Origin of the sequence: Streptomyces rhizoryzae (genome assembly GCF_023155275.1) — a bacterium.
In the GTDB taxonomy this organism is placed as follows: Bacteria; Actinomycetota; Actinomycetes; order Streptomycetales; family Streptomycetaceae; genus Streptomyces; species Streptomyces rhizoryzae.
This window is the reverse complement of the sequence record NZ_JALMUV010000001.1, coordinates 100,378-119,455: the sequence shown is the minus strand read 5'-3', so window position 1 is coordinate 119,455 and position 19,078 is coordinate 100,378. Positions and strand designations below refer to the sequence as shown.

The 19,078-nt window shown below is 70.7% G+C and carries 14 protein-coding genes and 1 pseudogene; 5 read left to right on the top strand and 10 right to left on the bottom strand.

The window, feature by feature from the left end; all coding sequences use genetic code 11:
• On the top strand, nucleotides 1-768 hold the full coding sequence (locus MUU72_RS00575; protein ID WP_248011052.1) for a GntR family transcriptional regulator: 768 nt from the start codon (nucleotides 1-3) through the stop codon (nucleotides 766-768).
• Nucleotides 769-799: 31 nt separating this feature from the next.
• Here MUU72_RS00575 and MUU72_RS00570 read toward each other — a convergent pair whose 3' ends face one another.
• The 5 genes from MUU72_RS00570 to MUU72_RS00550 form a co-directional block, all read right to left on the bottom strand.
• Entirely contained in the window at nucleotides 800-3,478 is a 2,679-nt protein-coding gene (locus MUU72_RS00570) for a SpoIIE family protein phosphatase (protein ID WP_308403766.1), read from the bottom strand.
• A gap of 289 nt (nucleotides 3,479-3,767) precedes the next feature.
• On the bottom strand, nucleotides 3,768-5,345 hold the full coding sequence (locus tag MUU72_RS00565; RefSeq protein ID WP_248011051.1) for a long-chain-fatty-acid--CoA ligase: 1,578 nt from the start codon (nucleotides 5,343-5,345) through the stop codon (nucleotides 3,768-3,770).
• A gap of 200 nt (nucleotides 5,346-5,545) precedes the next feature.
• Nucleotides 5,546-6,694, bottom strand: coding sequence for a beta-keto acid cleavage family enzyme (locus MUU72_RS00560; RefSeq protein ID WP_248011050.1), 1,149 nt, complete (start codon nucleotides 6,692-6,694; stop codon nucleotides 5,546-5,548).
• A gap of 45 nt (nucleotides 6,695-6,739) precedes the next feature.
• Entirely contained in the window at nucleotides 6,740-7,144 is a 405-nt protein-coding gene (locus MUU72_RS00555; protein WP_248011049.1) for a carboxymuconolactone decarboxylase family protein, read from the bottom strand.
• On the bottom strand, nucleotides 7,141-8,499 hold the full coding sequence (locus tag MUU72_RS00550; protein WP_248011048.1) for an MFS transporter: 1,359 nt from the start codon (nucleotides 8,497-8,499) through the stop codon (nucleotides 7,141-7,143). Before MUU72_RS00550 ends, MUU72_RS00555 begins: the two co-directional genes overlap by 4 nt.
• Nucleotides 8,500-8,666: 167 nt before the next feature.
• On the opposite strand from MUU72_RS00550, the gene MUU72_RS00545 reads away from it, so the two are divergent.
• Nucleotides 8,667-9,698, top strand: a complete 1,032-nt coding sequence (locus MUU72_RS00545; protein ID WP_248011047.1) for an AraC family transcriptional regulator — start codon at nucleotides 8,667-8,669, stop codon at nucleotides 9,696-9,698.
• Nucleotides 9,699-10,103: 405 nt separating this feature from the next.
• Here the strand turns inward: MUU72_RS00545 and MUU72_RS00540 are convergent, their stop codons facing one another.
• Entirely contained in the window at nucleotides 10,104-10,694 is a 591-nt protein-coding gene (locus MUU72_RS00540) for a hypothetical protein (protein WP_248011046.1), read from the bottom strand.
• A gap of 388 nt (nucleotides 10,695-11,082) precedes the next feature.
• Here MUU72_RS00540 and MUU72_RS00535 point away from each other — a divergent pair, with 388 nt between their 5' ends.
• On the top strand, nucleotides 11,083-12,255 hold the full coding sequence (locus MUU72_RS00535) for a serine hydrolase domain-containing protein (RefSeq protein WP_248011045.1): 1,173 nt from the start codon (nucleotides 11,083-11,085) through the stop codon (nucleotides 12,253-12,255).
• A 51-nt stretch (nucleotides 12,256-12,306) separates the two neighbouring features.
• Here MUU72_RS00535 and MUU72_RS00530 read toward each other — a convergent pair whose 3' ends face one another.
• Together MUU72_RS00530 and MUU72_RS00525 are read right to left on the bottom strand one after the other, a co-directional pair.
• The gene (locus tag MUU72_RS00530; protein WP_248011044.1) at nucleotides 12,307-13,023 is read right to left on the bottom strand and encodes a response regulator transcription factor; all 717 of its coding nucleotides are present in this window, start codon (nucleotides 13,021-13,023) and stop codon (nucleotides 12,307-12,309) included.
• Complete coding sequence (locus MUU72_RS00525) at nucleotides 13,020-14,318, bottom strand: sensor histidine kinase (RefSeq protein WP_248011043.1); 1,299 nt, start codon at nucleotides 14,316-14,318, stop codon at nucleotides 13,020-13,022. Before MUU72_RS00525 ends, MUU72_RS00530 begins: the two co-directional genes overlap by 4 nt.
• Nucleotides 14,319-15,049: 731 nt before the next feature.
• Here MUU72_RS00525 and MUU72_RS00520 point away from each other — a divergent pair.
• Nucleotides 15,050-16,582, top strand: coding sequence for an alpha/beta hydrolase (locus MUU72_RS00520; protein WP_248011042.1), 1,533 nt, complete (start codon nucleotides 15,050-15,052; stop codon nucleotides 16,580-16,582).
• A 213-nt stretch (nucleotides 16,583-16,795) separates the two neighbouring features.
• Nucleotides 16,796-17,035 (top strand): annotated as a pseudogene (locus MUU72_RS00515) (integrase core domain-containing protein); the annotation flags it as partial.
• An 85-nt stretch (nucleotides 17,036-17,120) separates the two neighbouring features.
• Here MUU72_RS00515 and MUU72_RS00510 read toward each other — a convergent pair.
• Entirely contained in the window at nucleotides 17,121-17,429 is a 309-nt protein-coding gene (locus MUU72_RS00510; protein ID WP_248011041.1) for a hypothetical protein, read from the bottom strand.
• A gap of 183 nt (nucleotides 17,430-17,612) precedes the next feature.
• Nucleotides 17,613-18,833 carry a serine hydrolase domain-containing protein gene (locus MUU72_RS00505; RefSeq protein WP_248011040.1) on the bottom strand — a complete coding sequence of 407 codons (1,221 nt, stop codon included), beginning with the start codon at nucleotides 18,831-18,833 and terminating at the stop codon, nucleotides 17,613-17,615.
• Nucleotides 18,834-19,078 lie beyond the last annotated feature (245 nt).

Sequence of the window (19,078 nt, the reverse complement as noted above, 5' to 3'; positions counted from 1 at the left end):
ATGATCCAGCGGGTCATCCGGCTGCTGGCGGTCGACACCCGTGGGTGGTGGACTCCACCCCGGCGGAGTGCGGCCGTTCCCGCGAGAGCGTCAAACGCTCACCCGGGCCCTCGTCGGGGCACCACCACCGGTCAGAGTGCCGGAACGCTGGCCGACCAGGCCTACTGCTCCATCTCGGACCGTCTGGTAACGCTCCGGATCCGCCCCGGAGAACCCGTCAACGACGAGCGGATCGCCGCCGACCTCGGCTTCGGGCGCACCCCCGTCCGGGAGGCGCTCAAACGGCTGGAGCACGAACGGCTCATCATCGCCTACCCCCGCCGCGGGACCTTCGCCACCGAAGTGCAGATCGCCGATCTCGGCCACATCTCGGAAGTGCGCCAGCGGCTTGAGCCGCTCGCCGCGGCCCTGGCGGCTCAACGCGCCGGCGAGAGCGACCGCCGTGAACTCAACCGGCTGCTGGGCGAGTTGAAGGACGCATCCGACGGCGGCGCGGACCTGATCCGGCTCGACATGGCCGTGCACCGTGCCCTCTACGCAGCGACCCGCAACCCCTACCTCGAGGACACCCTGGTCAGGTACGACAACCTGGCCACGCGCATCTGGTGTCTGTTCATCGACCGGCTGCCGAGCCTGGCCGGCCACGGCCACGTCCACGAGCACGGGCCGCTGCTGCGCGCCATCGTCGACCGCGATGCGGAGAAGGCCGAAGCGCTCGCCGCCGCCCACGTGGAAGGGTTCGAGGCGGCGATCCGCAGCGTCATCTGAGCCTTGCCGCGTCCGCGGCTCCAGCGCGGCCTCACAAGCTCCATCGGTCCAGCAGCAGGCCGTCGTCCATGCCTTCGCCCGGTTCGGCCGCGCCCTCGGCCAGACTCTGCTCGGTCCAGATGACCTTGCCTCGGGCGGTGTACCGGGTGCCCCAGCGCTGGGCGATCTGGGCGACGAGGAACAGGCCGCGGCCGCCCTCGTCGGTGGCGGCCGCGCGGCGCAGATGCGGGGAGGTGCTGCTGCCGTCGGAGACCTCGCAGATCAGGGTGTTGCGGTCGTGCAGCATGCGGAACGTGATGGGAGTCCCTCCGTAGCGGATGGCGTTGGTGACCAGTTCGCTGACGATCAGCTCGGTGGTGAAGGCGATGTGGCTCAGGCCCCAGGTCTCCAGCAGACGGGCGCAGGCGGCCCGGACGGGGGCGACGGCGGTGGGGTCGTCCGGCACCTCCCAGACGGCAACCTGGCTGGGGTCCAGTCTCCGGGTGCGCGCCACCAGCAGGGCGATGTCGTCGCTGGGGCTGGTGGGCCGCAGCGCCTCGATCACCTCCTGGCAGGTCTGCCCCGGGGCGCGATCGGGATGGCTCAGGGCGTCCCGCAGGAGTGCCAAGCCGGTGTCGAGGTCGCGGTCGCGGCTTTCGACGAGTCCGTCGGTGTAGAGGGCCAGCCGGCTGCCGGCGGGCAGGTGCAGCTCGGCGGTCTCGATGGGCATGCTGGCGCTGAGGCCGAGGGGCGGCGAGACGGGGACGTCGGGGAAGGTGACGGTGCCGTCGGGGTGGACGAGGGCGGGGCCGGGGTGTCCGGCCCGGGCGATGGTGGCCTGTCCGGAGACCGGGTCGTAGATCGCGTAGAGGCAGGTGGCCCCGGTGATGGCTGCGCCGTCGCCCTCGGCAGTCTGCTCCTGGTCGATCCGGGCGACGAGCTCGTCGAGGTGGCCGAGCAGTTCGTCGGGTGACAGGTCGAGGGCGGAGAAATTGTGGATCGCGGTGCGCAAGCGGCCCATGGTCGCCGCAGCGTGCAGGCCGTGGCCGACCACGTCGCCGACCACCAAGGCCACCCGGGTGCCGGGCAGCGGGATGACGTCGAACCAGTCACCGCCCACCCCGGCCTGAGCCGGCAGGTAGCAGGAGGCCGCCTCGACGGCGGACTGCTCGGGCAGCTCGCGGGGCAACAGGCTGCGCTGAAGGGTGACTGCCATCGCGTGCTCCCGGGTGTAGCGCCGGGCGTTGTCGATACACACCGCCGCCCGGGCAGTCAGCTCCTCGGCGAAGTCCAGGTCCTCCTGCTCGAAGGGCCCGTTCTCCGAACGCCAGAAGTTGGCCATCCCGAGCACGATGCCTCGCGCCTGGAGCTGTACCGAGATCAGGGAATGGATGCCGTAGTCCAGGATCCTCTGGGCGCGTTCCGGGCTCTGGGCGCGCCAGCCGCCGGACGCAGCCAGGTCGGCCTCAAGCACCGCGCGGCCGCTGGTCATACCGGCAGCCACGGGGTTGGCGGGGGCGAACCGGATCAGCTCGCCCACCGGGTAGAGGGGCTGGTCGTCGCGGATCCCGCGCACAGCGGTGCGGCGCATTTCGGTGCTCGCGCTGTCCGGCTCCTCGCCACGCAGCACGGGGTCCAGCAGCTCAACGGTGACGAAGTCGGCGAACCGCGGGACCCCCACCTCGGCCAGCTCCTCGGCGGTGCGCACCACATCCAGCGTGGTGCCGATCCGCACCCCGGCCTCGTACAGCAGCCGCAGGCGCTCGCGCGCCATCTCGGCCCGCCCGGCCAGGGCGCGCAGCTCGGTGGTGTCGCGCAGCGTGGCCACGCTGCCCGCCGGGCCACCGTCATCGACGGGCCGCACGTTGACGGCCAGCAGCCGGTCCCCGGCCAGGTGCACCTCGTCGGTGGCCTTCCTGCGCGAGGCCAGCAGCTCAGCGGTGTCCGGGGCCAGGCCCAGGTCGGTGACGGGCTGCTGCTCCGCATCAGCAGGCAGGTCCAGCAGACGGCGCGCCTCGTCATTGGCCAGCAGCAGCCGCCCGTCGCCCCCGACGATCAGCACGCCTTCCCGCACCGCATGCAGTACCGCGTCATGGTGCTCGTACATCCGCGTCATCTCGGCCGGGGCCATCCCATGGGTCTGGCGGCTCAGCCGCCGGCTCACCAGGGCCGACCCGGCCAGGGCCACGGCGAGCGCGCCGCCCGCGGCCCCGAGGAGCATCGGCAGCTGCCGCTCCACCCCCTCGTTCACGTTCTTGACCGTGATCTCGGGGGTCACGATGCCGGCGACCGAGCCGTCCGGCCGGAAGACGGGCACCGCCGCGTACACGGACAGGCCCAGAGGGTCCACGACGACATGCGTGAAAGCCTTGCCGTGCACCGCCTCCCGGTACGGGCCGACGTAGCGCTTCCCGATCAGACGAGGGTCGCGGTGAGTGAGACGGATACCCTGCGTGGTGGCCACGACGATGTTGTCGAGGTTGGACCGTTTCCGGGCCGCCTCGGCGCGCGGCTGTAGCACCGCGGTCGGGTCGGGGCTATCCAGTGCCTTGGCGGTCCCCGGGGCGTTCGCGAACGCTTCCCCGGCGGCCAGTACCTCTGCGCGCGCGGCCTCCGTCCCCTGGCGCCGCGCCTGCAGCACCAGGGTCACCATCGTGGCGGCGACCAGGACGACGATCAGCACCAGCTGGAGGAGGAAGACCTGGCCGGCGACGCTCCGCGGGCTCAGCAGAGAGGACAAGGGCCGCGCCTGCGCCCGGCGACGGGCACTCCGCTCGCCGTCCTCAGGCCCAGCCGGCTGACCCCGCCGCGCGCCGAGCACACGCACAAGAGGCCGCCTCAAATACCCCATCATGTCCATATTTCCAGTATTGGCGCAGAACAGGGCTTCCCTCTGGTCTTGCACGCGGTTCCGGGTGCCGGGCTGCCGCTCGGCAGGCCCGCGTGGGCACAGAGAACCGTCATCGACCGGGGAACCGGCCGCTTGTGGCCCCGCGGGAGGACGCTCCGTGGGGTACCGCCTACCGCGGGCGAGTCATGTGGTCAGTGCGCAGCTCTCCCTTGAGGATCTTCCCGGTGGCATTCGTGGGCAGGGTGTCGCGGAACTCGACGAGCCGGGGGTACTTGTAGCCGGCCATCGTCGACCGGGCCCAGTCGATGAGGGCGTCTTCGGTGAGGTCCGCGCCCGGAGCGGGGACCACGTACGCTTTGATCTCCTCACCGTGGCGCTCGTGGGGGACACCGATGACGGCGGCCAGGCTGACGGCGGGGTGTGCGAGCAGCACTTCCTCGATCTCGCGCGGGTAGACGTTGAAGCCGCCGCGGATGATCATGTCTTTGGCGCGGTCGACGATGTAGAGCCAGCCGTCCTCGTCCCGGCAGGCGAGGTCGCCGGTGCGCAACCAACCGCCCCGCATGACCTCCGCGGTGGCGGCGGGGCGGCGGTGGTAGCCCTTCATGACGTTGTGCCCGCGGACCGCGATCTCCCCGATCTGCCCCGGTCCGACCGGGGTCCAGTCGGGGGCCACCAGGTCGACCTCCACGCCCCAGACCGGCACGCCGATGGACCCCGGCCGGGTCCGTGCCCCGCGGGGGCAGAACGTCGCCACCGGGCTTGTCTCCGAGAGCCCGTAGCCCTCGCGGATCTGTACCCCGTAGGTCGTGGCGAACGTGCGGTGGATCTCCACCGGCAGTGTCGCACCACCGGACACGGCCATCCGCAGGTTCTCCGCGACGGCGGACGCGTCCGCAGCGGAGATCTCTGCGCCGAGCAGGCTCCAGTACATCGTCGGGACACCCGCGAAGAAGGTCACCACATGGCGCCGCATGAGGGCGAGCGCGCCCCTGGCGTCGAAGCGCGGCATCAGGACCAGGGTGGACCGCGAGGCGAGCCCGCCGTTCAACTGCACGCTCTGGCCGAAGGAGTGGAACAGGGGCAGGGCCACCAGATGGACGTCGTGCTCCGCCTCGCCGAACAGCCGGTGGCAGGACAGGGCGTTGAAGACCATGTTGGCGTGGGTGAGTTCGGCTCCCTTCGGCCGACCGGTGGTGCCCGATGTGTAGAGGATGACCGCGCTGTCATCCGGCTCTGTGACCACGGTGTCGAAGGTGGTGGGCCGGGTGCTGAGTGCGTGGGCGAGATCCTCGGGCCCGTCCGCCGGGGGCGCGGCGCCCGGTTGCGCTGCCGGGCCACCGGTGATCAGGAAGAAGTGCTCGCACCCGTCCGTGTCGTCGAACGCGGCCTTTCCCTCGCGGCCGAGCGGGAGATCCGCGCCGCCCTCGAAGCAGAGGTACGCCCTGGCGTGGGAATCGGCCAGGTGGTATGCGATCTCGCGGCGCTTGAGCAGGACGTTGAGCGGTACGACCAGCGCCCCGGCTTTCAGTATCCCGTAGTAGGCCACCGGGAACCAGGCGATGTTGGGGCACGACAGTGCCACCTTGTCGCCCTTGACGATCCCGCGTGCGGCCAGCAGGTTGGCCACCTGATTGGCCGCTGCGTCGAGCTGTCGGTAGGTCAACCGCTCCTCGTCCGACACGATCGCCACCCGGTCGGGCACCGACCGGGCGCTGTCCTCCAGCACGGTGGCGAGGTTGAGCATCGAGAACTCCAGGGGCTGTCGTGGTACGGGTGGCGGAGGCAGGTGACCGGCCGCGGCGTCGGCGGTGCAGGGGGTGTCTGCTCCCGGTGCACGTTGCGTTGCGGGTGTGCCGCGAAGGGGGAGGGCGCCGGGCCGTCCTCGGCGAACCGGGACGGCCCGACGCTGCCTCGGAGTGAGCGGGGCCGATCGGCCGAGCAGCCCTAGACCAGCGCGCGGGCAGGGGGCGTCGGGGACTCCACGGTGGCCCCGGTGGTGCCGGATGCCTGGACCGACGGCCTGCCGGCGGGCACCGCAGGGGCGCGGTGGCGCAGGGGGACACCCCGCTCGCCGGCGCGCCGGTTCGGTGGCAGACCGAGGTGGGCGAGGGTCTCGTCAGAGGTGGACCAGTACTCGCCGATCCGGTAGATCTGCTTGGCCTCCTGAGCGCTGGCCACGTCGCGTCCCAGCTCATCGGCGATGCGGACGATCTGCTCGACCTGCTGGACGGAGGTGATGCGCTCCTTGCGGGGCGCCCACAGGTTGTCCTCGATGCCGACCCGCACGTGCAGGCCGAGCGCGAGGGCGATCGTGTTCATCGGCAGCGTGGAGCGCATGATGCTCTCGACGGTGAGCACCGCGCCGTCAGGGCTGCGACGGGCGAACTCGATCAGGTCCGCGGGGTGCACGCCCGACGCACCGCCGCCGATGGCGACATAGTTGAGGTTGAGCGGGCCGGTGTAGACCCCGGCCCGGATCAGCCGCTCCACGGTTTCCAGGGAGGGCAGGTTCCCGAGCATGAAATGCGGTTGGATGCCGTTGGCGGTCAGGCGCTTGAGGTGTTCGAGGTAGAACTCCGGGCCTGCCTCGCTGACCAGGTCGCGATACGCCTTGTAGAGCTGAGGGTTCTGCATGGAGGTGCCGGCGATGTCGTCCCGGGTCAGCAGTTCCACGACGTTCATCTGGTTGGTGTTGATGGCGATGGTCACCTGGTCAGGTGCGGGGCTGAGGTCGGCCAGCAGATGCCGGGTGTCGTTGTCGAGCCACTTGGCGGTGTCCCCCTCGTTCTCGGGAGCGAACGAGATGGACCCGCCGACCTGAAGGATCATCTCCGGCACGGCCTCCCGCAGCCGTGCCAGCATCTCGTTGAACATCGACAGCCGCTTGGACCCGCGCCCGTCCAGCTCGCGCACGTGGATGTGCAGCAGCTGGGCGCCGGCGTTGTAGCAGTCGACCGCCTTCTGGACCTGCTCGTCCATGGTCACCGGGATGTCGTCGGAGTCACCGGGCAACCATTCGGGGCCGTACGGGGCGACCTGGATGACCAGCTTCTCCTGGTTCTCCGGCAGGAGCGAGTCGTCGAGGAAATGCATGTTCTGTCTCCTTGTTCCGGTGGGTTTCGCGGGTGTGATGGCCGTTCAGCCGTTGCCGGGCTGCTCGCGCGCCGCGAGTTCTTCGGCGAGGATGGGCACGCCGATGTTGCAGGCGTGGATGCCGACCAGCGTCGACAGCTTGAGGACCTCCAGGATCTCCTCACGAGTGGCGCCGAGATCCAGTGCCGCCCGGATGTGCCGGCGCACCCCGGGGGCGTACATGTGGGTGGCAGCCGCGTCCACGGCGATGCAGAGCAGTTCGATGACCTTGGGGTCCAGCACCCCGCTCTGCCAGGGCTGGCTGCCCATGGCCATGAACTGCTCGGTCCAGCCCGGGTCCCACTCGTGGAGCCGGTCCCACAGCGGGTTCCAGGCGCCGCGGGCACGCATCTGCTCCACCGCCGGGGAGTTCACGCCCGCGGCCGCGGTGCGTTCGCTGTCGGTGTTCATCCGTTCCACTCCGTTTCTCGTGTGAGGGGTGCGGTCGGTGCCGCCGCACTGCCGGTCACGGCGGCGAGGTCTGAGTCGTAGCTGCGGGAGCCCCACCAGAAGGCGGCTGCGGCGGCGACACAGAACAGCGGCATGGCCGCGAGCGCGGTGCGCAGACCGAAGCCGTCCGAGAGCCACCCGGTGAGGAGCGGGCCGACGGCCAGACCGAGCAGGTTCTGGACGAGGGCCACCATGCCGAAGGCGGTGGCGCGCAACGAGGGCGGCACCACATCGACCACGGCGGCCGGGGCCGTGCCCAGCGCCGCGGCAAGGGGGAATCCCCCGACCAGGACGAGGGCGAACTGGAGGCCCCCAGGAGCCAACGCGCCGAACGCGGTGCACAGCAGCACCGCGGTCACGACGGCGAGCACCGAGGGGACGAGCAGCTTGTGAGCCGGGCGCCGCGCAGCACGGCGGTCGGCGAGGTAGCCGGACCCGATCGACCCGGCGAAGCCGGCCAGGATCACCAGAGCGGCCCACGCGCCGGCTTGGTCAGTGGACAGACCGTACGCCCGCACCAGGTAGCTGGGCAGCCAGGTGTACACCGTGGACAGCACCATCAGGTTCAGCGCGCCGCCCACGTAGCACGCCCTCGCCGTACGAGGACGCATCAGCTCCCGCAGCGCCACCCGCATTCCCGGCCGGGTCGTGGCCACGGCGACGGGCGCCTCCGCCGCACCGGCGAGCCCTCCGGCGCTCAGGGAAGCTCTGGCGGTGAGGACGGGCGTGCGGTAATCGCGCACCTTCAGGAACAGCACCGCCAGCACCAGGCCAGGCACGCCGAAGGCGGCCAAGCCGACCCGCCAGCCCCACTGCTCGACCAGCAGCCCGCCCAGCAGCACACCCAGCACCGATCCGAGCGGGCCGGCCGCCTGGAACGCGCTGAGCACCGTGGCCCGCGAGCGCCGGGGGAAGTAGCTGGACAGCAGCGCACCGCCGGCCGCTCCGTAGCCCGCCTCGCCCAGGCCGAGCAGCGACCGACCCGCCAAGAGCTGCGCGTAGTTGCCCGAGACGGCGCACCCGATCGTCGCAAGGCTCCACAAGCCGCCCATCGCCGCGATGGTCTTCACCCGGCCCCAGCGGTCCGCGATCCGCGCGGCGGGCAGCGCACACACGGCTATCACGATCGAGACCACGGACATCAGCGCACCGAGCTCGGAGTCCGACAGTCCCCACTCCGTCTTCAGGTACGGGAATCCACAGACGATGATCTGCCGGTCGATGTAGTCGGTGGAGGCCAGCGCGAACGCCAGGGCGAACGCGCCCCACGCGTAGCGCCGGGAGACAAGGTGTGCTGCGGAACCCGTGGCGTCCAAGGTCAGGGGTGGTGCACTTCGCCGTGACAACATGCCCATGCGCATCCTCCGGGTTCACAGCCGAACCGGTGCCGGGTGGGGGTGACCGAAGACTAGGCTTGATCAACCCAGGATGCTTGACCTCAGGTGGCCCAATACTTGACATTGTGTGGCACTGGAGGTGAGTTGTGAGACCGCTCGTCCGTAACGCCGCGCTCAACGGCTATGTGGAGCTCGCCCGGTCCCTGGGTGCCGAACCGCTGCAACTGCTGAGGACCGCCGGTCTGCACCCCGCCGACCTTGCCGTCCACCCGAAGTGGATATCCGCCGACGCCGTCGCCGAACTCCTTGAATTGTCCGCGGCGGCGACCGGTCGGGAGGATTTCGGCCTGCGGCTTGCCGAAGGGCGGCCGTTCTCCAATTTGGGCCCGGTCAGCCTCGCCGCGCGTGAGGAGCCCGACGTGCGCTGCGCACTGGAGATGGTCACGCGCTACCTGCACCTGCACAACGAAGCGATCCACATCCGGATCTCCGAGACCAACGGCCTTGCCACCATCAAGGTGAGCACCGTCCTCGGCGCGCCCACCGGATGCCGCCAATCGATCCAACTCATCATCGGCGTCCTTCTCCGCAACCTCCGCAGTCTCGCCAACCACGGCTGGGAGCCCGTCACCGTCTGCTTCACCCACGACGCACCGGCCGACCTCAGCACCCACCACCGCGTCCTCGGCCCCTCGATCCGCTTCGGCGAGGCATTCGACGGCGTCGTCATCTACGCCAGCGACCTCGACGCCCCCAATGCCCTGTCCGACCCTCTCCTGCGCCCCTATACGAGGCAGTACCTCGAAACGATCGCGTTCCCGCGGCCCACCGCTGACGTCGACCGCATCAGGGACCTCATCGAGGCACTGCTCCCGACCGGACGCTGCTCCCTCCACCAGGTCGCACACAGCCTGGGTATCGACCGGAAGACCGTGCACCGGCACCTCGCCCGATCCGGCGAAACATTCACCTCGCTCCTCAACGCCACCCGCAGGCAACTCGCCCAGCAGTACGTCAGCTCCCGGCGCCGCCCCCTGACCGAGGTCGCGGAACTCCTCGGCTTCTCCGCTTCCAGCGCCTTCTCCCGCTGGTTCCGCACCGAGTTCGGCTCAAGCCCCCGCACCTGGCGCTCCGCACACCGTCACGGCGGCACCGGCAAGCCCATGTCCACGCCATGAACGGAACGGAACCGGACCGCGCTTCCACAGACCGGATCGGGGCGCGAAGACCCACCACGCGCCGCCGGCGAGGACGACCGCTACGGACTCCACGGGCTCTCCGCATGCCCGGTGGGAAGCGGCGGGGCGGGACGGGGGCGTCAGCCACCGGGCCGGTCTCCGACCCTGCTCAGGCAGCTTGATCGGGGCGTGCGGGCTACGCGGGCGCCGGCGCCCCTTCGGGGCTGGCGGCGGCCTCCGGACGGGTACCCGGGCGAGGTACGTGGTGAGCCGGTGGGCGATCTCCTCCCGCCGCAGCCCGCGCACCCGTCGGCGTTCGCATACGCGGGCGGACCGACGTCCGTCGTTCATCCGGCGGCGCCGCTCCCGAGGGCGGGGGCGAGCTGTGATGCTGTGTTCGATCGCTCATGCGGGTTGCGGTACCTCGTTCAGGGGATTGCCTGGTGCCGCCGTGTCGGCTCGGAGAAGTCGTCTCAGTCCGGCTTCGCCGAGGGCGACGGACTCGGACAAAGCCCGCTGGTGGTCCGCGGACAGGGCGCCGGCACCGAGACCTGCGTTCGTGACCACCGCGCCGAGCGCAGATGCCCGCTCAGTGCCGAGGATTGCCAGGGCGGCCGTGTGGCCCAGCACCTCATACGCGGCATAGGCGTCCAGGCAGGCCACTTCGGCGAGAGCTGAGGCGAGCGAGGGGGCGTGCGGCCCATCGGCGTCGAGTTCCCGGGCGGCCAGGCCCGCCCGGGTCTGGAACACAGCGAACGAAAGCTCCGGTTCGGCCAGGAGCGAGGCGACTGCGCGCTGGGCCATGGTCTCGGCGGCCTCGGTCCACCGCCCGGTGCGGGCGAGGGCGCGGGCGCCGTCCACGAGCAGGGTGACGTACGGCTCCTGGCACACCGTGCGGTGGTCCTCGTCCGTGCCGGCCGGGGCCGAGAGGTCGACGGTGCGGCCGTCGATGTCGGTCTTGTTCTTGCGCCGGGCGGCGTCGTTGAGACAGTGCAACAAGCTGTAGGCGAGTTCGGGATGGTCAGGTACGCCAGCGACCCGCGCCGAGGGCAGCCGTGGAACCCCAGCCGAAGTGCGGGGTGAGATCCCACGGCTGGCCTGGATGTCCTGGATGTCTACCTCGACGGAGTCAAGGGTTGCGACACTGCCCTTTGCCGTAGCGGGAGGGGGAATCATCACCCGAGAGTCTCGGGTGATGGGGCGGGGAGTGGGGGACCAGGGGGGCGGCGGGGTGGGAGTGGGGTCCTCGTGCGGGTGGGCGATGTCAGGGGCGGGGGCGATTTTTAGGGTGGGAGTGTGACCGGGCGGACACCGTGACCGGGCCGCCGGCACCTCGATTTTGCTTCCCTCATGCCCTCGTGGCGCGGTACCCAAGGAGCTTTGTATGTCCGATCGTCAGTTGCGCAGACTCCGTAGCACGTGGCGTCCGCTCGTGGGGCTGCTCGCGGCAGCCACCGTGGTCGGTGTGGCCGGGGCCGTGCCCGCCTCGGCGGCGCCGTCCGCCGGGCCGAAGGACGGGGTGCGGGCCGGGCTGGAGCAGCTGATCAAGGACGACGGGTACCCGGCCGCGCTGGCCTCGACGACCAACCAGGACGGACAGGTCCACAACTACACCGCGGGCGTCGGCGACCTGCGGACCAAGGCCAAGGTGCCGGTGGACGGCCGGGTGCGGGCGGGCAGCAACACCAAGACGTTTACCGCCGTGGTCGTGTTGCAGTTGGTCGCCGAGGGCAAGGTCGAGCTGGACGCCCCCATCGAGCGCTACCTGCCCGGGCTGGTGCGCGGTGAGGGCATCGACGGCCGGAAGATCACGGTGCGCCAGCTGCTGCGGCACACCAGCGGGTTGCCCAACTACACCGAGTTCCTCTCCGCCGACCCGTTCGGCGAGGACCGCCACCGCTACTACCAGCCGCGCGACCTGCTCGACGTTGCCTTCGCCCACAAGGCGCTGTTCGCCCCCGGGGCGAAATGGTCGTACAGCAACACCAACTACATCGTGGCCGGACTGCTGATCGAGCGGGTCACCGGCCGTCCGTTCGCCGAGCAGGTGTCGAAGCGGGTGGTCGAGCCCCTCGGACTGCGCCACACCTACGTCCCGGCCGAAGGCGAAGAGGAGATCCAGGGTGCCCACCCTCGGGGCTACCACGCGAGCGGGCCGGGCGGGGCGATGAACGACGTCACCGAGTTGGACCCGTCCTGGGGCTGGGCCGCCGGGTCGCTGGTCACCTCGCCGAGCGACCTGAACCGGTTCTTCTCGGCCCTGCTGGGCGGTCGGCTGCTGAAGCCCGCCCAGCTGGCACAGATGAAGACCACGGTCCGGATGCCGGACCGCCCCGGGGCGCCCACCGAGGCGTACGGGCTCGGACTGATACGGACGCAGCTGAGCTGCGGCAAGGTGGCCTGGGGGCACGGCGGCAAGATCCCGGGCTTCTACACCTACCCCAGGGTGACCGAGGACGGCCGCGCCACCAGCATCGCCGTCACCGCCCTGTCGACCGACCCGAAGGCCGACCAACGCGTCCAGGCGTTGGCGGACAAGACCCTCTGCGCCAAGTAACGCCGCCGCACGGGAGTTCAGCCGTGCGGCCAGGCGCTCTTGCCGGCCTGGTCACTGCCCTGCACGGGCGGTGACCAGGCCGGTTTCGTAGGCGGCGATGACGGCCTGGGCGCGGTCGCGGACGTCGAGCTTGCCGAAGATGCTGGTGATGTGGTTCTTGACGGTTGACTGGCTGATGTCCATGGCCAGCGCGATCGCCGTGTTGTCCAGGCCGGTGGCCATCAGCCGCCACACCTCGACCTCCCGGGGCGTCAGCTCGGCGTTGCCGCCGACGGCTGACGGCGGGGCCGCGGCGGGGGCGGGCGCCCGGACGTAGGTGGAGATCAGGCGGGTGAGCAGACGCGGAGCGACCGCCGCCTCCCCGGCGTGCACGGTCCGGATCGCCGTGCTCAGCTCCTCGGGGGAGACGTCCTTGGGCAGGAACCCGTGGGCGCCGGCGCGCAGCGCGGCCACGACGTATTCGTCCATGTCGAAGGTGCTCAGGGCGAGCACCCGGCAGTCGGGCAGGACGCGGGTCAGCTCCTGCGTCGCGCCGACGCCGTCCAGGACGGGCATCCGGATGTCCATCACCACGACGTCGGGGCGCAGTTGCAGGGCGGCGGCGACGGCCTGTTTGCCGTCCTCGGCCTCGCCGAGGACCTGGAAGGCCGGGTCGGGCGAGAGGATCAGCGACAGGCCACGCCTCACCAGAGGCTGGTCGTCCACGATGAGCACCTTGATCGCCACGGCGAGGTCGGTGCCGTTGGTGCTGTTGGTGCCGAGGGTCATCGGGTCGCCTCCCCGTGCTGGACGGCCGCGTCGGCCGATTCGTCGGAGTGCAGCGGCAGTTCGGCCAGCACGGTGAAGCCGCCGCTCGGCCGCGGGCCGGTTGCCAGGGTGCCGCCGTGCAGGGCGACGCGCTCGCGCATGCCGATCAGGCCGTACCCGGCCCGGCCCGCCGCACCCGGCAGACGCTCCGGCGGGGGCGCGCCTGGGCCGTCGTCCCGCACCTCCACGGTGACCCGGTCCGGGTGGTACACCAGGCGGACAAACGCCCGGGCGGGGCCGGCGTACTTGCGGGCGTTGGTCAGGCTCTCTTGGACGATTCGGAACACGGTCAGGCCGACGGTCGGCGGCAGCGGGCGCCGGGGCCCGTCGACGGTGAACTCGGTGGGCAGTCCGGCCAGGCAGGACTCGTCCACCAGCCGGTCGAGGTCCTCCGCTCCGGGCTGGGGCGACGAGGGGGCGGCGTCGCCTTCGTCGCCGGCCCGCAGGACGTTCAGCAGCTGGCGCATCTCGCGCAGCGCGAGTCGGCCCGAGGACTCCAGGGTGACCAGGGCGTCTTGGACCACCTCCGGTTTGCCGAGGTTGGCCCGGGCGCCGCCGGACATCAGCTGCATGGTGGTGATGTGGTGGGCCACGATGTCGTGCAACTCCCGTGCGATGCGGCGGCGTTCTGCGGCCACCGCGCGGTCGGCCATCAGTTGGCGGTTGGCCGCCACCTCGCGCTGCCAGCGCGCGACGGCGAGGCCGGTGCCACCGATCAGGGCCGCGGAGAACGGCACGGCGGCGAGCACCTTCCAGGACGGCGCGTGGAAGGGGTCCTGGCTCAGCGCCGTGGCCGCGACGGCAACCGCCGTGGCCGCGCCGGCGGCCGCGGTGACCGCTATGGTGCGGCGGTGGCCGACCGAGTACACGGCGACGGCGAGGACCGCGCCGAAGCGGATGCCGGCCGGGGCGGACAGGTCGATCGCCACCTGGAGTACCAAGGCGGCGGCCAGCGCCGGCAGCGGACGGCTGCGCCGAGCGAGCAGCGGCAGGCCGGACAGGACGACGAGGACGATGCCCGCCACAGTGATGCCGCCCGCGCCGGGCATCTGTCCGCGCAGCAGGTAGGCGAGCAGGTCGAGGGTGCTGGCGCCGATCGCCACCAGGGCATCGGTCTGGGTCCACGGCAGTCGGTGGCTCCAGCCGCCCTCCCGCTCCTGGGCGCCGATCTGGGCCGCCCGGCCGTCGCCCCCCGTGCCATCCCTGGGCGGGCCGTCGGTAGGCGCGGCCGCCCCAGGGCGCTGACGCCCGTCCATCTGTCCTCCCGTGATCAGCGCTGACGCGCCCATTCTCGCAGCGGCCCACCAGCCCGAACGTGGTCCCCGCGACCGACGCCGGGAGGCGGAGCAGGACCACGGTCCTACTAGGACTGCGAGGCCAGTGTGGGGCGTGTGCGGCGTGCGATGTGTGCGGGCCTCCCCGTTGCGCTGTACCAGAGCAGGGCTGCGCCGGCAGTGTGGACCCCAGCACGTCACTGGGCCGGTGGTGACCGAGGGCCTGGACGGCGGCGGCGATGCAGGCGTGCCACAGCACACCGACCGTGATGACGTAGGGGCGGATGCGGGGGGGGCCGCGACGAGGATGACGCCGAGGGTCAGCGCGGCGGGGATGCGCCAGCCCGGTCGGTGTGATGCGCAACAGGGTCGGCGCCCTCACCCCCGGCGGAGGCCGGAACGAGGCAACCGCCCACCCGCTCCTGGCCCGGCGCCGGCGATACGGCGATCGGCCGTGCCGTCGGCGCCGCGGCCGCCTGTGCCACCGCGGTGCTGCGGGCCGGGGTGTCCACGGCGTGACTGCCGGTAGGTGGCCGATCGGCTTCCCACCCTGACTGATGAACGACAAGGAGCAGGACTCCAGTAGGACGTCGGTGCGTCGTCGTACGCCACAGGATGGATCACGAGCCCATCCCCGCGCCGTACGGGTACGTGTGGGGCGGAACAGAGACTGGAGGCGACCCGAGACACTCATTCCTGTACAGAGGACTGGCATGGCTCTACGAGGCAGACGGACGACGTCCGTGCTGACGGTCGGCGCGGTGACAACCGTGATGGCAGCGCTCACCCCTGTGACGGCGTTCGCGGCGGGGGATCCGCTCCAGCAGTACGCGCAGCAGAAACTCCGTTGGGAGCGCTGCGATTCGAGCCGGCCGGAGGCGTTCGAGTGCGCAAAGGCCAAGGTGCCGCTGGACTACAGCGACCCCGGGGGCCGGAAGATCGACCTCGCGATATCGCGGATCAAGGCGGGCAGTGCGAAAGAGCGGCATGGCGTGCTGCTGATGAATCCCGGAGGCCCGGGCGGTCCGGGTCTCACCATGCCCGTGGAGATGCAGCCGCTGCTGCCGGCGGAGGTACGCGAGCGGTTCGACCTGATCGGCTTCGACCCGCGCGGGGTCGGGCAGAGCTCGCCGATCGGCTGCGACCTGACGGCCGACGAACAGACCGTCCAGCACCCCTACAGCGCACGGACGTTCGCGACCGACGTGGCCCGGGCCCGGACGGTGGCCGACAAGTGCTGGGCCAAGGCGGGGGACGTGCTGCCGCACATCACCACCCGCAACACGGCACGGGACATGGACGTCGTCCGGGCGGCACTGGGAGAGAAGAAGATCTCCTACTTCGGGCACTCGTACGGCACGTACCTGGGGGCCGTCTACACGCAGATGTTCCCCCGGCGTTCGGACCGGTTCGTGCTCGACAGCGCGCTCGACCCGACACTCGTGTGGCGAGGGCTGTTCCGGGGCTGGTCGGCGGGGGCCGAACTCGCCTTCACCCGGTGGACCGAGTGGGCCGCCGCGCGCAACGCCACGTACGGGTTGGGGCCGACTCCGGCCGCGGTCCGTAAGACGTACGGGGAGCTCGTCGCCCGCGCCGACCGCACGCCCGTCCCGACCGAGGGCGGGACGCTCAGCGGCGGCGACATCCGTGCGCAGTACGGTGCGTTCGTCCACGTGGAGACCGTCACCCCCTGGATCGTCGCGTTGAGGACCGCGGCCGCGGGCGGACCGCCCGCGCCGACCACGCCGACCGCGTCGGCGATGTCCGACTCCGCGCCGGTACGGGCCGCCGACACGAGGGCGGGGACGTTCGCCGCGGACGTTCCGGCGGACAACATGTCCGCCGTCGTGTGGGCCGTCTTCTGCGGCGACACTCGCAGCTGGCCGCGCAACCCCGAGCAGTACCACCAGGACGTGATCCGGGACCGGGCCAAGTACCCGCTGGCGGGCGACCTGGGGGCCAACATCCAACCGTGCGCGTTCTGGAAGTCGGCGGGAAGCGAGCCGGCCACCGTGGTGAACAACGACGTCGACGCGCTGATCGTGCAGAACCAGTGGGACCCGCAGGCGACACTGGCCATGGCGCAGGGCATGCGGCGGGCGCTGCACGGTGCGCGCATGGTCACGGTGGCCGGCGGTGAGGGGCACGGCGTGGTGGTCGCGGGCCCGTCCTGTGCGGATGCCGGCGTCACGCGGTACCTGACCACGGGCCGGCTGCCCGCGAAGGACCTGACCTGCGGCGGCTAGCTGTATTGATCACGAGCGTTGTTGACGCTTGTCGGGGTTGATCATGGCGAAGACCTCCGGTGTGGTGGAGGTGTCGAGGACTGCACCGCACGGAGGTCTTCGTGTCCCACCGTAATGCCCGGCTGACTGTTCACGGCAGGCGGCTGCTGGTCGAGCGCGTCCGTTCGGCCGCCCCATCGCGCACGTCGCCGCCGAGATGGGGCGCTTGCAGACCTCGGCGCGACCGGCAAGCACACGCGCATCTACCGACCGCAGACCAACGCCAAGGTCGAACGCTTCAACCGCACCCTGCTCGACGAATGGGCCTGCCTACGGCCCTACACCAGCAACGACGAACGAACCACCGCACTGGACACCATCCTGCACCACTACAACCATCACAGGTGCCACACCGCACTCGGAGGCAAGCCACCCATCAGCCGTGTGAACAACCCGGCAGGTCAATACAGTTAGGGCGTAAAACGAGTCCTGCTGCGAGAGAGTCGAACGGAAGGCGCCTGACCAGCAAAACCGCTGGTCAGGCGCCTTTTTCGGGCTTCTAGAAGAAGCCGAGCGCCTTCGGGGAGTACGAGACGAGAAGGTTCTTGGTCTGCTGGTGGTACAGCCTTTTGTTGGCCCTTGACCTGCTGAAACGGTGGTCTCGCTGGTGCGCCATGGGCTTGAGGGTGCCGCGCAGCCGCTTCCTGCGTTCGGTGCCGTAGACGTGGATGCTCTCCAGGCCCTCGTTGATCTCCTTGAGCAGGTGCCATGGGAACTCTCGCCCGGCGTGGTCGTCCAGGTTCGGTAGGAGCGCTTCGTTCAGGAAGCGGACGAGAAAGTCCAGCGCCTGCCCGGCACGGGACTCCACGGCGCGGGCGTTGTGGGTCAGGCCGTAGTGCTGAAGCGCGTTGCGGTCCCGGCCGAGGCTTTTGAGGACCGGGGCGTGGGCATTGGGTGCGGCTGGGGACGTACGACCGCGTTGGCGCTTGCCGCAGTGCTGCACCGCTCGTTCCCGGGCCGGGTGCGGTGCCCGTCACGCGGTCTTCGTGTTCTAGGGCTGCGGGTTGCCCAGCATCTGACAGGTGGCCGCGTCGACGAGGGCCTTGTTTGCGGTCGCGGCCTTCTTTTCCTTGATGCCGAAGTTCGTGATGGTGAAGACCGCGACGCTACGGATGCCGGTGGCGTCGGTGTATGTCTCGCTGGAGTAGCCGGGCAGGCCACCGGTGTGACCCCAGACCGTGCCGCAGGGTGTGTCCACCTTCATCAGGCCCAGCCCGTAACCTCCGCCTTCCTCGGGGGCGTCCACGGTGGTGCGCATCTGCTTCATCTGGGCCTCGGGCAGCAACCGGCCGGACGTGAGCGCGGTGAGGAAGCGCTGCCAGTCCTGCGCGGTGGAGACCATACCGCCTGCCGCCCACGCCCAGCTGGGGTCGATGGCGGTGGTGTCGACGTTGTTGCCGGGGCGTTCGAGCCCGGCGAATCCGACGCCCTCGGGCAGGTCCACGGTCCCGGAAAGGAGGGCCTTCAGGCGCTTCGCGTCCGGTTCGTAGCCGGTCGCGTGAGGTTTCCCGGCGTGCCAGGCGGCGTCCTTGGCCAGGAACGAGTCCTTCATGCCGAGCGGCTTGGTGATCTTCTGCTCGATCAGCGCTGCCAGGCTGCTCCCGGTGGCCTTCTCCAAGATCAGCCCGAGGGCCTCGTAATTGGCGTTGCTGTAAGAGTATTTTTCGCCGGGCTCGGTCGGCGGGTCCTGTTCGGGAGTGGTGGCGAGAAGTTCCTCCGGCCTCCATGTGCGCTGCTCCTGACCGGTGAGCGAGGGCAGGAACTCGGGCGTCAGCAGGAAGTCTTCCAGGCCGCTGGTGTGGTTGAGCAGCATCCGTACGGTGATGCGCGCGCCGCCCTTGACCAGTCCGGGCAGCCACTTCTCGACCGTGTCGTCGAGGCCGATCCTTTTCTGGGCGACCTGTTGCAGGACGAGCGTTGCGGTGAGCGTCTTGGTGTTGGACCCGACCCGGAACCGGTCGCCAACGGCGAGGCGGTGGTCGTCCTTCGTCCAGGCGGCCTGGCGGGCGATCTCGACAGGCTTCCCGTCGCCGCGGTCGATCCGGACGATGACCCCCAGGGAACCGGTGTCGGCCGCCTGCTGCGCGAGGACGCTCAAACGTCCGGCGGCAGCCGTGCGAGCCGTACCCCGCCCGGCCGCGGGTTCGGCTCCGTCTTGCCCGTCGTCCGAGCAACCGACGAGCACCGCGCCCAGGCACGTGGCCAACGCCACAGTCAGCGCCCCTCGAAGAACCCGGTGACGGCGAGACGGAGTGCGTGCGGACATGGCAATTCCCTTCGGCGCGTGGCAGTTGCTCCGTGCGTGGAGGGATCCGGCATTCACCCCGTTGAAGGCGTCTGAAGGCTCCGCGCACAGCGACCATTCAGCCAGCGGCGCGCCCCTGGCACATCGCTCGGTGGAGGGCTTCCCTCCGACACGGCGTCACTCCAAGGAATGACCCCGTGGCAGACGGCGCC